15 protein-coding genes are annotated in these 14608 nt (G+C 57.6%); 7 read left to right on the forward strand and 8 right to left on the reverse strand.

Features of this window, described 5'->3' with window-relative positions:
- The first annotated feature begins 46 nt into the window (after positions 1–46).
- On the forward strand, positions 47–1030 hold the full coding sequence (locus V2S86_RS19525) for a quinone oxidoreductase (RefSeq protein ID WP_330763766.1): 984 nt from the start codon (positions 47–49) through the stop codon (positions 1028–1030).
- A gap of 304 nt (positions 1031–1334) precedes the next feature.
- Here the strand turns inward: V2S86_RS19525 and pspG are convergent, their stop codons facing one another.
- Positions 1335–1553 carry an envelope stress response protein PspG gene (gene pspG, locus V2S86_RS19530; RefSeq protein WP_006317798.1) on the reverse strand — a complete coding sequence of 73 codons (219 nt, stop codon included), beginning with the start codon at positions 1551–1553 and terminating at the stop codon, positions 1335–1337.
- Positions 1554–1709: 156 nt separating this feature from the next.
- The gene (gene dusA, locus V2S86_RS19535; protein WP_004948772.1) at positions 1710–2720 is read right to left on the reverse strand and encodes a tRNA dihydrouridine(20/20a) synthase DusA; all 1011 of its coding nucleotides are present in this window, start codon (positions 2718–2720) and stop codon (positions 1710–1712) included.
- Positions 2721–2923: 203 nt separating this feature from the next.
- Between dusA and V2S86_RS19540 the strand changes: the two genes are divergently transcribed.
- The 4 genes from V2S86_RS19540 to zur all read left to right on the forward strand — a co-directional run bounded on the left by V2S86_RS19540 (position 2924) and on the right by zur (position 5445).
- Complete coding sequence (locus tag V2S86_RS19540; protein ID WP_330763767.1) at positions 2924–3457, forward strand: tetratricopeptide repeat protein; 534 nt, start codon at positions 2924–2926, stop codon at positions 3455–3457.
- A gap of 34 nt (positions 3458–3491) precedes the next feature.
- Positions 3492–3992 carry an RNA polymerase sigma factor gene (locus tag V2S86_RS19545; RefSeq protein WP_442996089.1) on the forward strand — a complete coding sequence of 167 codons (501 nt, stop codon included), beginning with the start codon at positions 3492–3494 and terminating at the stop codon, positions 3990–3992.
- Positions 3989–4747, forward strand: a complete 759-nt coding sequence (locus V2S86_RS19550; protein WP_330763768.1) for an anti-sigma factor family protein — start codon at positions 3989–3991, stop codon at positions 4745–4747. The genes V2S86_RS19545 and V2S86_RS19550 overlap by 4 nt, the downstream gene beginning before the upstream one ends.
- A 185-nt stretch (positions 4748–4932) precedes the next feature.
- Entirely contained in the window at positions 4933–5445 is a 513-nt protein-coding gene (zur, locus tag V2S86_RS19555) for a zinc uptake transcriptional repressor Zur (RefSeq protein ID WP_013814747.1), read from the forward strand.
- Between the two features lie 119 nt (positions 5446–5564).
- Here zur and V2S86_RS19560 read toward each other — a convergent pair whose 3' ends face one another.
- From V2S86_RS19560 to V2S86_RS19575, 4 genes are all read right to left on the reverse strand, one after another.
- On the reverse strand, positions 5565–5774 hold the full coding sequence (locus V2S86_RS19560; protein WP_061799184.1) for a CsbD family protein: 210 nt from the start codon (positions 5772–5774) through the stop codon (positions 5565–5567).
- A gap of 318 nt (positions 5775–6092) precedes the next feature.
- On the reverse strand, positions 6093–7430 hold the full coding sequence (gene dinF, locus V2S86_RS19565; RefSeq protein ID WP_330763769.1) for an MATE family efflux transporter DinF: 1338 nt from the start codon (positions 7428–7430) through the stop codon (positions 6093–6095).
- Positions 7431–7647: 217 nt separating this feature from the next.
- A complete protein-coding gene (lexA, locus tag V2S86_RS19570) occupies positions 7648–8256 on the reverse strand; it encodes a transcriptional repressor LexA (protein WP_311994588.1) in 609 nt (202 codons plus the stop codon).
- Between the two features lie 119 nt (positions 8257–8375).
- Positions 8376–8744: a diacylglycerol kinase gene (locus tag V2S86_RS19575; protein WP_330763770.1), complete on the reverse strand. Its 369-nt coding sequence runs from the start codon at positions 8742–8744 to the stop codon at positions 8376–8378.
- A 149-nt stretch (positions 8745–8893) separates the two neighbouring features.
- Here V2S86_RS19575 and plsB point away from each other — a divergent pair, with 149 nt between their 5' ends.
- The gene (plsB, locus tag V2S86_RS19580; protein WP_330763771.1) at positions 8894–11359 is read left to right on the forward strand and encodes a glycerol-3-phosphate 1-O-acyltransferase PlsB; all 2466 of its coding nucleotides are present in this window, start codon (positions 8894–8896) and stop codon (positions 11357–11359) included.
- A gap of 61 nt (positions 11360–11420) precedes the next feature.
- Here the strand turns inward: plsB and ubiA are convergent, their stop codons facing one another.
- Both ubiA and ubiC read right to left on the reverse strand, forming a co-directional pair.
- Positions 11421–12293 (reverse strand): 4-hydroxybenzoate octaprenyltransferase, encoded by an 873-nt coding sequence (gene ubiA / locus V2S86_RS19585; RefSeq protein ID WP_330763772.1) that lies wholly within the window; start codon positions 12291–12293, stop codon positions 11421–11423.
- A 17-nt stretch (positions 12294–12310) separates the two neighbouring features.
- Positions 12311–12835: a chorismate lyase gene (ubiC, locus tag V2S86_RS19590; RefSeq protein ID WP_330763773.1), complete on the reverse strand. Its 525-nt coding sequence runs from the start codon at positions 12833–12835 to the stop codon at positions 12311–12313.
- A gap of 371 nt (positions 12836–13206) precedes the next feature.
- Between ubiC and V2S86_RS19595 the strand changes: the two genes are divergently transcribed.
- Positions 13207–14589, forward strand: a complete 1383-nt coding sequence (locus tag V2S86_RS19595) for an MFS transporter (protein WP_330763774.1) — start codon at positions 13207–13209, stop codon at positions 14587–14589.
- Positions 14590–14608 lie beyond the last annotated feature (19 nt).

Here is a 14608-nt window from a genome sequence, read left to right on the forward strand (position 1 = left end):
ACTAAAACGCGTAGGGTGAAATCAGACACCCCAATGAGGCAATGAAATGGCAAAGCGCATTCAATTCTCCGCCACCGGCGGCCCGGAAGTGTTGCAATACGTTGATTTTACGCCTATCGATCCGGCACCCGGTGAGGTCCAGGTTGAGAATAAGGCGATCGGTATCAACTACATCGATACCTATATTCGCAGCGGTCTCTACCCGCCCGCCAGCCTGCCAAGCGGGTTGGGCACCGAAGCGGCCGGCGTGGTGATCAAGGTAGGTGCCGGCGTCAGCGCGGTGAAACCGGGCGACCGTGTGGTTTACGCCCAGTCATCACTCGGCGCCTACAGCGACGTTCACAATGTTTCGGTGGAGAAAGTGGCGATCCTGCCGCATAACCTGAGCTTTGAGCAGGGTGCTGCCTCGTTCCTGAAAGGGCTGACGGTACATTATCTGCTGCGCCAAACCCATGAAGTGCAGCCGGGCGAAGTGTTTCTGTTCCATGCCGCCGCAGGCGGCGTCGGGTTGATTGCCTGCCAGTGGGCCAAGGCGCTCGGCGCAAAGCTTATCGGCAGCGTCGGCTCCGACGAAAAAGCTGAACTGGCTAAACGCGCCGGTGCCTGGGCGACCATCAATTACCATAAAGAAGATATCGCCCAACGGGTGGCTGAACTGACGCAGGGCGAAAAAGTCGGCGTGGTGTACGATTCGGTGGGCCAAAGTACCTGGCAGGCGTCACTCAATAGCCTGAAACGCCGTGGGCTGATGGTCAGTTTCGGCAACGCCTCCGGCCCGGTAACCGGCGTCGATCTGGCACTGCTGAACCAGAAAGGTTCGCTGTACGTCACCCGCCCTTCGCTTAACGGTTACGTCACTACCCGCGACGAGTTGCAATTCGCCAGCAATGAGCTGTTCTCGTTGATCGGCAGCGGCGCAATCAAGGTCGACGTAAAAGATGAGCAAAAGTTTGCGCTGGCCGATGCGCAGCGTGCGCATGAGGTGCTGGAAAGCCGCAACACCAGCGGTTCGAGCCTGCTGATCCCCTGATCCCCAGGCAAAAGAAAAGGGCTCCGCAAGGAGCCCTTTCTATTACTGCATTTGTAGGGGTAGAGCAGAGTCCGCCAGAGACAGGGGTTGCTTCAGCAACGCTCGTATTGGGTAATATTGTCTCTTGCGGTGATGAAATAGGTCGCATCGCTGCATCGACAAACATCCTACCAGCCCCTAAACGCGAAAAACACGCTTAATGTGCCGCATTCGCATTTAAAACGCCAAGGTGTGATCGTCGCCGCATTCATGATGAATTCGTTACGCAAATTTCAGCGTGACTGTCTGATTAATCGACAAAAAATCAGTAACGACGTATTTGCGGCTTCTGCATCGAACGGTATATCCAGACGCCCACCACCGCCAAAATCAGCCAGGGCAACAGCTTTATCACCATCGCAAACAGGCCGCCCAGCAGCATAAACGCCGCCGCGACCAGTAACGCGGCGAACACGCCTAGCAGCGAAATTCCGGTCACCATCAGCATCACTACAAAGCCAATGAGAAAGAAGAGTTCTAACATGATTGCTCCTTCGCAAAACAAAGTCTCTGCAGGAGTATTACAAGATGCGTGCCAGAACGGCGGGAAAGATAAGCAATTGAAATACAAAAGCAGGCAAACAGCAGAGTGCTGAATGCCTGATGAAAAAGACTAACTGTTAGTCAAATTCTTTGTGTATTACGCCACTTCGGTACGCGGCAGACGTACCAGATCCAGCGCAGCTTCCACCACGCGCGCATCGGCGCCCGGTTTGTGGGCGTTCTCGCTCAGATGGCGACGCCACTGGCGCGCTCCCGGCACGCCCTGGAACAGGCCGAGGATATGGCGGGTGATGTGCCCCAAATAGGTGCCGTTCGACAGCTCACGTTCAATATACGGATACAGCGATTCGATAATCGCCACGCTGTCCATGACCTCGGTCTGGCGACCAAACAGCTCGCTGTCGACCCGCGCCAAAATGCCCGGATTCTGATAAGCCTCGCGCCCCATCATCACACCATCCAGATGCTCCAGATGCTGCTTTGCTTCTTCCAGCGTTTTCACACCGCCGTTGATGGCGAGAGTCAGCTGCGGGAAATCCCGTTTCAGTTGGTACACGCGCGGATAGTCCAGCGGCGGTACTTCACGGTTTTCTTTCGGGCTGAGGCCGGACAACCAGGCCTTGCGCGCATGGATAGTAAACATGTCGCACTCGCCGCGCCCGGCGACGGTGGCGATGAAATCACACAAAAACTCGTAGCTGTCCTGGTCGTCAATACCGATGCGGGTTTTGACCGTCACCGGGATCGACACCACGTCACGCATCGCCTTGATGCAGTCGGCAACCAGCGTCGCTTGCCCCATCAGACAGGCACCGAACATGCCGTTCTGCACCCGATCGGACGGACAACCGACGTTGAGGTTAATCTCGTCGTAGCCGCGCTGTTCGGCCAGTTTGGCACAGTGCGCCAGCGCAGCCGGATCGCTGCCGCCCAGCTGCAACGCCACCGGGTGTTCTTCTTCGCTGTAGGCCAGGTAGTCGCCCTTGCCGTGAATAATCGCGCCGGTGGTCACCATTTCGGTGTACAGCAACGTTTCTTTGGTCAGCAGGCGATGGAAGTAACGGCAATGACGATCGGTCCAGTCGAGCATCGGCGCAATGGAGAAACGATTGGCGGCATATTTTGAGGCGTGGTTGTCTGTCGTCATGCTGAGTTACTGGCTACCTGATCTGTCTGGGATTCAACGAACGGCGTACTGCCGCAAACGGCTATTATAACGACAATCGGCGGCGTTGGGAAAACCGCCGTGCCATCAGGCCAAAAAGAAAAAGAAAAAACGAATAAAAACGCCGCTTCAAGTGTTCTCTCGCCAAGGGGGCAATTCGTCCCCCTTCCAATGAGGAAAAAACCATGAACAGTTTCGTTAAACGCCTGTTGCTGACCGCTATTGCCGGCTTTGCGCTGTTTTCCGGCGCGGCCCTGGCAATGGGGGGCGACGACAGCGGCCAAACCACGCCAACCTGCCCGAAAGGCCAGATATACGACACAAAAACCAAGACCTGCATGGTGGATAAAAGCAGCATGATCGGCGACAACGATCGGGCGAACTACGCCTATGCGCTGGCAAAAAGCGGCCGCTATCAGGATGCCCTCGACGTGCTGAACACCCTGAAAAATCCCAACACCGCCGTGGCGCTGAACTACCGGGGCTACGCCACCCGCAAGCTCGGGCGCACGGATGAAGGGATCGGCTACTATTTAAAATCCGTAGCGATCGATCCCAACTACGCGAAAGTCCGCGAATATCTGGGCGAGGCCTATATGGTGAAAGGCCGTCCGGACCTGGCGAAAGAACAACTCGGCGTGATCCAATCGCTGTGCGGCACCGGTTGCGAAGAGTATCGCGATCTGGCGGCAGCCATCGATCACCACCCCGAATCCTAGGGTAAGGCCGGAGGCAATTATCAGCAGCGACGCAATCCGCAACGAAATCGGCCAGTATCTTGCCCGCCTGTGGCGCTATGGTTTAGTGCTCTCTCACCGGCGGGATATCGCCGACGATTTGGTACAAGCCACCTGTGTACGGGCGCTGGAGCGCGCCGCACACTTTACTCTGGGCTCGCGTATGGATCGCTGGCTGTTTTCGATTCTGCATTCCATTTGGCTGAACGAAGTCCGTGCCCGGCATATCCGTCAGGGGCAGGGTTTTGTCGACGTCGACGATCTGGCCGGCGAGGAAAACGGGGAAGAGACGATATGGGCCAATGAGGTGATGCAGCGGGTCAATCGCTTGCCGGAGGCGCAGCGCAATACGCTATTCCTGGTGTACGTGGAGGAGCTTTCTTACCGGGAGGCGGCCGAGGTACTCGGCGTCCCCATCGGCACCATCATGAGCCGCCTGGCAGCGGCACGTCTACGGCTTGCGAACGACAGCGCGCTGCAAACCCGCGCCCCGCAGTTAAAAGGAGAACGATCATGAGCTCATACTACACTGCGGATGAACTGCTGGTCGCCTATCTGGACAATCAACTGGATCCCCAGCAGCGCCGCAGCCTGGAGCAGCGCCTGGTCGATGAACCGGCATTGGCCGACCGTTTGTCGCTGCTGGAGCGCGGCAATCTGCCGTTCAAACAGGCGTTCGCCCCTTTGCTGGATGAGGCGCCGGTGCAACGGCTCCAAGCCAGATGGCCACTTGCCGCGCCAGCCCCACAACACCGCATCAGCCGCCGTGCCCTGATTGCCGCTGCCGTCGGTTTTCTGGCGCTGGGGGTCGCGGGCGATCGCGCCTGGCAGCAAGCGAGCCAGCCGGAAGATAGCTGGCGTTGCCTGGTCGCGCAGTATATGGCGCTCTACACCCCGGAAACGCTGGCGGGCTTCGAGGGATCCCCTGCACTGCTCGCCAGCCAGTTGCAGCACACCGGCGAACGGCTGGGCATTGCCCTCACCGCGCCCAAACTGGCATTGAGGGGTGCAGAGCTGAAAAATGCCCGTGTGCTGGCTTACGACGATCGTCGCATTGCTCAGTTGACCTGGCTGGACGCCCGGTTTGGCCCGCTGGCACTGTGCATTATTCAACAACCGGGCAAGCCGGAGGCCGCACAAAGCGAACGCCGTCAGGGGATGAATGTGGTGTATTGGGCCGATGGCAGTCACAGCTTTATGCTGATTGGCCATAATCCGGCGACGGAGATGACCACGCTGGCGGAGCGCCTGCAACGTTCACTGTCCAGCTGAGGAGGGATCACGACGCTTGCCCACCGCTCCGGTGCCGGCCTAGCGCGTGAAGGGTCACTCATTTTTCATCGCACCAGCCGTATCTCCGCATCAGGTTGCTCCTTATCAGCGGAAAAGGGGGCGACTCTCGGCGATTGCGCTTAATCATGGTAAAATCGGTTTTTTTACGTACCGGGATATTTGCCATGAACTCAAGCACCCAGGAAAAGCTGCTGGCGCAGGCTGAACAACTCTGCCAGCAACGCAATGTGCGGCTGACACCGCAGCGGCTGGAAGTGTTACGCCTGATGGCACAACAGCCCGGTGCCATCAGTGCTTATGACCTGCTGGATCTGCTGCGCGTGGCTGAACCGCAGGCTAAACCGCCAACGGTATACCGCGCGCTGGATTTTCTTTTGGAACAAGGGTTTATTCATCGGGTGGAATCAGCCAACAGCTATGTGTTGTGCCATCACTTCGAACAACCGATGCATACCTCCGCGCTGTTTATCTGCGATCGCTGTGCTCAGGTGACTGAACGCACCACCGAAGGGGTCGAGGAGACGCTGCAAAAGCTGGCGAAAGAGTCGGGTTTTGTGTTGCGTCACAGCGTGGTGGAAGCGCATGGCCTGTGTTCAGGCTGTGTTGAGGTTGAGGCCTGCGACAGCAAGCATGATTGCGGCGAGCACGATCACAGTATCGCCATCAAGAAGAAATAAATTATGCGGGGTTGGTCAGGCACTTCCCTGTACCTGCGGCCGTGGCGTTGAGGGGATGAAAAACGCCGGGCCGGCTACAGTCAGTCGCTTACGGCCACCATCCGCTGTGGCCCTGCTCGCTACCAGCGATACTTGTTGTGGTCTTCCCAGGACTTAACTTCTTTCTCGGCCGCCTCTTTCTGGTAGCCATAACGTTCCTGGATTTTACCGACAAGCTGTTCGCGTTTCCCTTCAATGACCGCCAAATCGTCATCGGTCAGCTTGCCCCATTGTTCCTTCACTTTCCCTTTGAACTGTTTCCAGTTACCGTCAGCTTGATCTTTGTTCATAGTCTCTCCGTTAACCTGTGTTAAATCAGTTTGACACTGTGCTGACTGGGCATCTAACCAAGCAATTTTTATGGTCTATTGCTACCAACCAAAGGGATGCCACTCCCCCATTCATTTAGCCAGCCACATGATTAAGTGTAGACGCAGATAACGAAAAAATAACAAAAACCAGAATAAAAACCCATTAAAAAACTATAAATCAGAAAAACACGCCAACAAACAAGGCGCTACCCAGATGGGACGACGCTTTGAAATATGTAAGCAAATATAAATAAAAACATAAGATAAATTACTTGATTATCGGTAAAGATCACTGACTTATCGTACCGCAAACCAGGTGCCGTGCAGCCGGTGACGGTGCCAGAACCAGCCCAGCGCAATGCCCCGCAGCGACAGAAACACCGCCAGCGCCAGCCATAATCCGTGGTTGCCCAACAACGGGACGGTAAATAACGTCAGGCCGAAACCGACGGCCGCCACCGCCATGCTGTTGCGCATTTCTGCACCGCGGGTGGCGCCAATAAACATGCCGTCCAGCAGATAGCACCACACACCGACCAACGGCAGCGCCACCTGCCACGGCAGATAATGGCTTGCCAGCGTACGCAGTTCCGGCAAAGAGGTTAGCGCGGCCACGATATGCTGCCCGGCAACGGCATACACCACCCCAAAGGCCAACGCCACCAGGCAGGCCTGGCGACATGCCGCGCGCCACACCTTGCGCAGTTGGCTGTCGTCGCGGGCGCCATAGGCATGGCCGGAATGCGCTTCTACCGCATAGGCAAAACCGTCAAGCGCGTAGGCGGTGAAAGTCAGTAAATTCATCAGCACCGCGTTTACCGCCACCACGTCACCGCCCAGCCGGGCGCCGAAGATGGTCAGTGAAGCAAAACACACTTGCAGCAACAATGAACGCAGCATAATGTCGCGATTCAGTGCCAACAGGCGCCGCAGATTACCGCGCCAGGCCCGGCGCAGCATCGGTGCGGCAATGCCGCGTATGCGCATCACCCGCCAGGTAAGCCACAGCCCCAGCAACAACGTGGCGTATTCAGAGATGGCGGTGGCTATCGCCGCCCCCTGCACGTTCCAGCCCAACCCCATCACCAGCCAGATATCCAGTACGATATTCAACAGATTACCGACAATCAGCAAGATCACCGGCGCACGCACGTATTGCACCCCAAGCAGCCAGCCCAGAATCACCATATTGGCCAGCGCTGCCGGCGCGCTTAGCCAGCGGATCTCGAGGAAAAGCCGCGCCTGTTCCAGTACTGCGCCATCACCGCCCACAATCTGTAGAGCTGCATCGATCAGCGGATGGCGCAGCAATACGATGGCCAACCCGGCCAATACCGCCATCAGTAGCGGCTGCATAAAAGCGCGTGCCAGTGCCGACGGATCCTGCGCACCGAGCGCCTGCGCCGCCAGGCCGGTAGTGCTCATGCGCAGGAACAGCAGTAGCATAAACAGGAAGCTGGTAGCCATGGCACCAATAGCTACGCCGCCCAGATAGGTGGAGCTTTCCAGGTGGCCAATCACCGCAGTATCCACCAACCCAAGCAGCGGGACGGTAATATTGGAAAAGATCATGGGCAACGCAAGGCGCCATAGGGCTTTATCAGTATCGCTGGTGAAGGCAGAAAGCAGGCGCATAGTGAAATGTTCCCGTGGATACCCTTCATCTTTCAAGGTGCAGATGTGTTGGCTACGCGCGCTCACCCCAGCCACTTACTTGAGTAAGCTCCTGCGGATTCTCTCGCTGGCCGCCTTCCTGCGCCTTGAAATCTATTGGGTATTACATTGAATTAGAAATGACATCGCCCCAGAACTGGGGCGATTTAAATCAGGAGACGACGTTCTGGCGGGTGGGTTAAATCCAGTCGCCATTGCGGATCACGCCGACTGCCAGGCCTTCAATGGTGAAATTCTGCTGACGCAGATCGACCACGATAGGCTGGAATTCGCTGTTTTCCGGCAGCAGCTCGACCACATTGCCGTTTTTTTTCAGGCGCTTGACCGTGACTTCGTCTTCAATACGCGCCACGACCACCTGGCCGTTACGCACGTCCTGGGTTTTATGCACCGCCAGCAGATCACCATCGAGAATGCCGATATCACGCATCGACATGCCATTGACCCGCAGCAGGAAATCCGCGCTCGGTTTGAACAGGGAAGGATCCACCTTATAGTGCCCTTCGATATGCTGCTGCGCCAGCAGCGGTTCACCGGCGGCCACGCGGCCAATCAGCGGTAAACCTTCTTCATCTTCCATCAGCAGGCGAATGCCGCGCGAAGCGCCGGAGACGATCTCGATCACGCCCTTGCGCGCCAGCGCTTTCAGGTGTTCTTCTGCAGCATTTGGCGAACGGAACCCCAGACGCATGGCGATCTCGGCGCGCGTTGGCGGCATGCCAGTTGACGAAATATGATCGCGAATCAGATCATAGACTTCTTGTTGTCTGGTAGTTAGTGCTTTCATTCCGCCCCCTGTTTGTTTATACAGTCTTGCTGTGAGTATATACAGGTAAGCGCGCCTTGGGAACCGAAGAATGAATAAAAATCAGGGATTAGCGCCCCCGCCGCAACCGGGCATTCCACTCAGGCAAAGTGCTGCCACAGTACAGAACCCCAGACAAACAGCGCCAGGACGATCGTCAGCGTTACCGCCGCCGACCCCATATCTTTCGCGCGGCCGGAAAGCTCGTGGTGTTCCGTGCCCACCCTATCGACAATGGCTTCAATCGCGCTGTTCAGCATCTCGACGACCACCACCAACAGCACCGAGCCGATCAGCAAAATGCGCGCTATCGCACCCACATCCAGCCAGATCGCCAGTATGATAGCCAGCACGGTCGCCACCAGTTCCTGGCGAAATGCGGCTTCGTGCTGCCAGGCAGCAGAAAACCCTTTATAGGAATAGCCGGCGGCTTTAATAATACGGGTCAGTCCGGTTGCTTGGTTTGCCATGTTTTTTAGTGCCTTTCACAGAGGTAAGTCATAATTATAGAGCTTGGGTCAGGAAACTCTCCCGGCTCCCGGTTTTCCAACACCACAGATCTGCTACCCGGTTTCTGGTATGCTTGCGGCGCATTGCTAACAAGAGGCTTCACGTTGTTATGTCAGGTTGGCGTAAAATTTATTATAAATTATTGAATTTACCACTCAAATTGTTGGTAAGAAGTAAGGTTATCCCTTCAGATCCGGTCACGGAGTTAGGGTTGGATCCCTCACGGCCGATTCTGTATGTTTTACCTTATAATTCCAAGGCGGATTTACTGACGCTGCGCACCCAGTGCCTGGCGCAGGATTTGCCCGATCCCCTCAATCCGTTGGAGATAGACGGCACCGTACTGCCAAGCCACGTGTTTATTCACGACGGCCCGCGCGTGTTCCGCTACTACACGCCGAAAGAAGAGTCGGTCAAACTGTTTCACGACTATCTGGATCTGCACCGCAGCAATCCGGATCTCGATATTCAGATGCTGCCGGTTTCGGTGATGTTTGGCCGTTCCCCTGGCCGCGAAGGTCACGGCACGCCGCATCTGCGCCTGCTGAACGGCGTCCAGAAATTCTTCGCCGTGCTGTGGCTGGGCCGCGACAGCTTCGTGCGTTTCTCCAACACCGTTTCGCTGCGCCGAATGGCGACCGAACACGGCACGGACAAAACTATCGCGCAGAAACTGGCACGCGTGGCGCGCATGCATTTCTCGCGTCAACGTCTGGCCGCCGTCGGCCCAAGCCTGCCGGCCCGTCAGGATCTGTTCAATAAGCTGCTGGCCTCCAAAGCGATCGAAAAAGCGGTCGAAGACGAAGCGCGCAGCAAGAAAATTTCCCATGAAAAGGCCCAGCAGAACGCCATTGCGCTGATGGAAGAGATCGCCGCCGATTTCTCGTACGAAACGGTGCGTCTTTCCGATCGGGTGCTGAGCTGGACCTGGAACCGGCTGTATCAGGGCATCAACGTCACCAATGCCGAGCGCGTGCGCCAGCTGGCGCAGGACGGCCACGAGATCGTGTATGTGCCGTGCCACCGCAGCCATATGGACTACCTGCTGCTGTCCTACGTGCTGTATCACCAGGGTCTGGTGCCGCCGCACATCGCCGCCGGCATCAATCTCAACTTCTGGCCGGCCGGGCCGATCTTCCGTCGCCTGGGCGCGTTCTTTATTCGTCGTACCTTCAAAGGCAACAAGCTGTACTCGACGGTGTTCCGCGAATACCTCGGCGAGCTGTTTACCCGCGGCTACTCGGTGGAATACTTCGTCGAAGGCGGCCGTTCCCGTACCGGACGCCTGCTGGAACCGAAGACCGGCACCCTGTCGATGACCATTCAGGCAATGTTGCGCGGCGGTACTCGCCCTATCACGCTGGTGCCGATCTACATCGGTTACGAACACGTGATGGAAGTGGGTACCTACGCCAAAGAACTGCGCGGTGCGACCAAGGAAAAAGAGAGCCTGTTGCAGATGCTGCGCGGCCTGCGCAAACTGCGCAATCTCGGTCAGGGTTACGTCAACTTCGGCGATCCGCTGCCGTTGACCGCCTACCTGAACCAGAACGTGCCGCAGTGGCGCGAATCGATTGACCCGATCGAAGCCCAACGTCCAAGCTGGCTGACGCCAACGGTCAACGACCTGGCGGCCAAGATTATGGTACGCATCAACAACGCGGCCGCCGCCAATGCCATGAACCTGTGTTCCACGGCGCTGCTGGCCTCACGCCAGCGTTCGCTGACCCGTGAACAGCTGCTTGAGCAGTTGGAGTGTTATCTGCAACTGATGCGCAACGTGCCTTACGCCGGCGACGTCACCGTGCCAACCCAGACGCCGGACGCGCTGCTGGATCACGCGTTGAACATGAACAAGTTCGAGGTGGAGAAGGATAACATCGGCGATATCATCATCCTGCCGCGCGAGCAGGCAGTGCTGATGACCTATTACCGCAACAATATTCACCATCTGCTGGTGCTGCCTTCGCTGATCGCCACCATAGTGATGCATCACCGCCGGGTGTCACGCGCTGAACTGCTGCGGCAGATCGGCCTGATTTACCCGATGCTGAAAGCCGAACTGTTCCTGCATAACGACAAGGAACAGTTGCCGGAAGTGCTGCGGCTGCTGATCGAGGAAATGATCCGCCAACAGCTTATCTGCGACAAAGGCGAGGATCTGGTGCTTAACCCGGCGCGCATTCGCCCTCTGCAGCTGCTGGCCGCCGGCGTGCGCGAAACGTTGCAGCGCTATGCCATCACCATGTCTATCCTCAGCGCCAACCCGAGCATCAACCGCGGCGCGCTGGAGAAAGAGAGCCGTATCATGGCCCAGCGCCTTTCGGTGCTGCACGGCATCAACGCACCGGAGTTCTTCGACAAGGCGGTATTCTCTACCCTGGTGGCGACGTTGCGTGAAGAAGGCTACATCAACGATATCGGCGATGCGGTTCGTGAGCACACCCTCGAGGTGTACAGCATGCTGAGCGATTTGATTACCCCGGAAATCAAGCTGACTATCGAAAGCGTCAGCATGCCGGCGGAAACCAACGCGCAGCCGGAAACGGCGACTGTGGAAGAGAAAGACGAATAATCGATTGATAATCGAAAACAAAAAGGCACCCTCAGGTGCCTTTTTTATTGCCGAAATACCGCTATCCCTGCCAGTAACTCAATACGATACCGATAAACAGTACCAGCCCGACATAGTTGTTATCCAGGAACGCCTTGAAGCAGGCGTCGCGATCGCGGGTAGCGATTTGCTTTTGCTGATGGATAAACAAGGCACCCGCCAGCAGCAACGACCAATAAAATGCTCCGCTCAGCTGTGCCAAATAGCCCACCGACAGCAGCAGCAGCAGTGTGGCGAACTGCAGCAGACCGACGATCAGCTTGTCGTAACGGCCAAACAGAATGGCGGTGGATTTGACGCCAATCTTCAGGTCATCGTCGCGGTCTACCATTGCATACAGCGTATCGTAAGCCACCGTCCAGCAGATATTGGCCAGCAGCAGCAGCCAGCAGCTCAGCGGCAACGACTCGCTGACGGCAGCGTAACCCATTGGAATGCCCCAGCCAAACGCCGCCCCCAGCACAAACTGCGGCAGATTGGTCACCCGTTTCATAAACGGATAGATCCACGCCAGCGCCAGCGCCGCCAGCGATAGCCAGATGGTCATGGCGTTCAGCGTCAGTACCAACCCAAACGAGATCAGCACCAGCACCACGAACAGGATCTTGGCCTCTTTCTCGCTCACCCGACCGCTCGGCATTGGGCGCCCCGCCGTGCGCTTCACGTGACCGTCAACGGCGCGATCGGCATAGTCATTCACCACACAGCCGGCAGCGCGCATCAGGAACACCCCAAGGACAAACACCAGCAGAATGGACAGCGGCGGCACACCCTGCCCCGCAATCCACAGCGCCCACAACGTTGGCCACAGCAGCAGCAGGCTGCCGATCGGTTTATCGAGGCGCATCAGATGGCTGTAAGCCCGCCATTTGCTTTGAGTCACGCTTCCCTCCAAGGTATTTCCTCTCCTCATCATGCGGTTTCCGTACTGCCCGCCGCGTACAACGGCGAAGCGGGTAAAAACAGTTCGGTCAGCAACAACGGCTTGCCCGCCAGCCGCAAACGGGAGCGGCGCGCCCACAGCGCACCCTGCCGACCCATATGAATGTAATCGCGAGTCAATTCACCGCTGCTGAACAGATAGCGCCCCAGCGGCAGCGTGCCCAAATCCACCAGCGCCTGATCCGGGCCGGTCAGGGTTTCCTGCGGGATCACCGTGCGCCCCAGCAGCCAGGGCTGGTTATCGCCCAGCAGTATAATCTCGCGCAGCCAATAACGCGGGCTGTCCGGCAGATGCTCGGCTTCTTCACCCAACTGGTCGCGGGTAACGAAACACTCGCGCTGCGGTTCAACGTGTACGCGCCCGCAGTGGCGTTCAAAACGGCGGGTCATGGATCCTAACTCCATCAGCCAGTCGCTGACGGCGGCGGGTACCGGGGGGGATTGCGCAGATAACCACTCAAGCGGCGGCAGGATGGAATCCCTATTGCCAGACATTGTTCTACTCCAGGCCTGTCGCCGCCCCCTGCGGGCCGCACCAAACCATACAAACTGTTAACAGAAATCCATTGTAACGCAGAAATCCAAAAGCGGCAGGCTGATTCGTGGCGCGGCAGGCAGCAAAATCGCTGCGGCAAAATGCCGTAATGTCATCTTTTTGCCATCTGTTTTCTCTACCTTAAGGTTCCGGCACGGCGGTGATTCTGTGATCGTCAGCAAAGTTCTGCCTTAGCTGCATTGTGTTATCTACGCGCGTAGATAAGCTGATGTCGCAGCGTTGAATCGCCATATGTCCGACATTTTCGTCAGCAAACCTTCTTGCCGACACCAGGGAAACCAACTGCAGCAAAACAGAGGATATCAATACAATGAGCGAAACAACGCTTGCTACCCCACAGGCCACCGGCGATACGCTGGCGGCCGATGAACGCCTGGCCACCAAAGAAGGGCGCAGTCAATTCTGGCGCGCCACCTTCTCGTGCTGGCTCGGTACCGCCATGGAATATGTCGATTTCGCCCTGTACGGCCTGGCGGCCGGCATGGTGTTCGGCGACGTGTTCTTCCCCGAAGCCACCCCGATGGTGGCGCTGTTGGCCAGTTTCGCCACCTACTCGGTCGGTTTTATCGCTCGCCCTATCGGCGCGTTGATTTTCGGCTGGATTGGCGATCGCAAAGGCCGCCGCGTGGTGCTGATCTCCACCGTGGCGCTGATGGGCGTCTCCACCACGCTGATCGGGCTGATCCCCTCCTATGCGCAAATCGGCATCTGGGCGCCCACCTGCCTGGTGATACTGCGCTTCGCTCAGGGCTTCGGCGCCGGGGCGGAGCTTTCCGGCGGCGCGGTGATGCTGGCGGAATACGCACCGGCCAAACGGCGCGGGCTGGTCGCTTCGATCATTGCTATCGGCTCCAACAGCGGAACCCTGCTGGCCTCGCTGGTCTGGTTACTGGTGTTGCAGTTGGATAAAGCCGATTTGATCGCCTGGGGCTGGCGCATTCCGTTCCTTGCCAGCATTCTGATCGCCGGCGGTGCGCTGTATCTGCGCCGCCACGTGCGGGAAACGCCGGTATTTGAACGCGAGCTACAGCAAAACCACCAGCGCATGCTGGATGCCTCCGCCGCCGCGCCGGATAACCGCAGCTATCTGCAGCGTACCAAGGCCTTCTGGGTGATGCTCGGTCTGCGCATCGGCGAAAACGGCCCCTCTTATCTGTGCCAGGGCTTTATCGTGGGCTATGTCGCCAAGGTGCTGATGGTGGATAAGTCGGTACCGGCGTTGGCGGTGATGATCGCCTCGCTGTGCGGCTTCCTGGTCATTCCGCTGGCCGGCTGGCTCTCTGACCGTTTCGGCCGCCGCATCACCTACCGTTGGTTCTGCCTGCTGCTGGTGTTGTATGCCTTCCCGGCGTTCTGGCTGCTCGACAGCCGCGATCCGGCGACAGTGATTTCGGTGATTGTCGTCGGCATGTGCATTGCGTCGCTGGGGATTTTTGGCGTGCAGGCCGCTTACGGGGTGGAACTGTTCGGCGTCAAAAACCGCTACTCCAAAATGGCGTTCGCCAAGGAGCTGGGTTCCATCCTTTCCGGTGGCACCGCACCGCTGATCGCCACCGCGCTGCTGTCCGGTTTCGGTCACTGGTGGCCTGTCGCCTGCTATTTTGTTGTAATGGCGGCCATTGGCTTAATCACTACCTTCTTTGCACCGGAAACCCGCGGCCGCGATCTCAATCTGCCACAGGATGCGGTGTAACCAGGGCGCACAGGAATCC

The organism is Serratia sp. C2(1) (assembly GCF_036352655.1).
GTDB classification, from domain to species: domain Bacteria; phylum Pseudomonadota; class Gammaproteobacteria; order Enterobacterales; family Enterobacteriaceae; genus Serratia; species Serratia inhibens.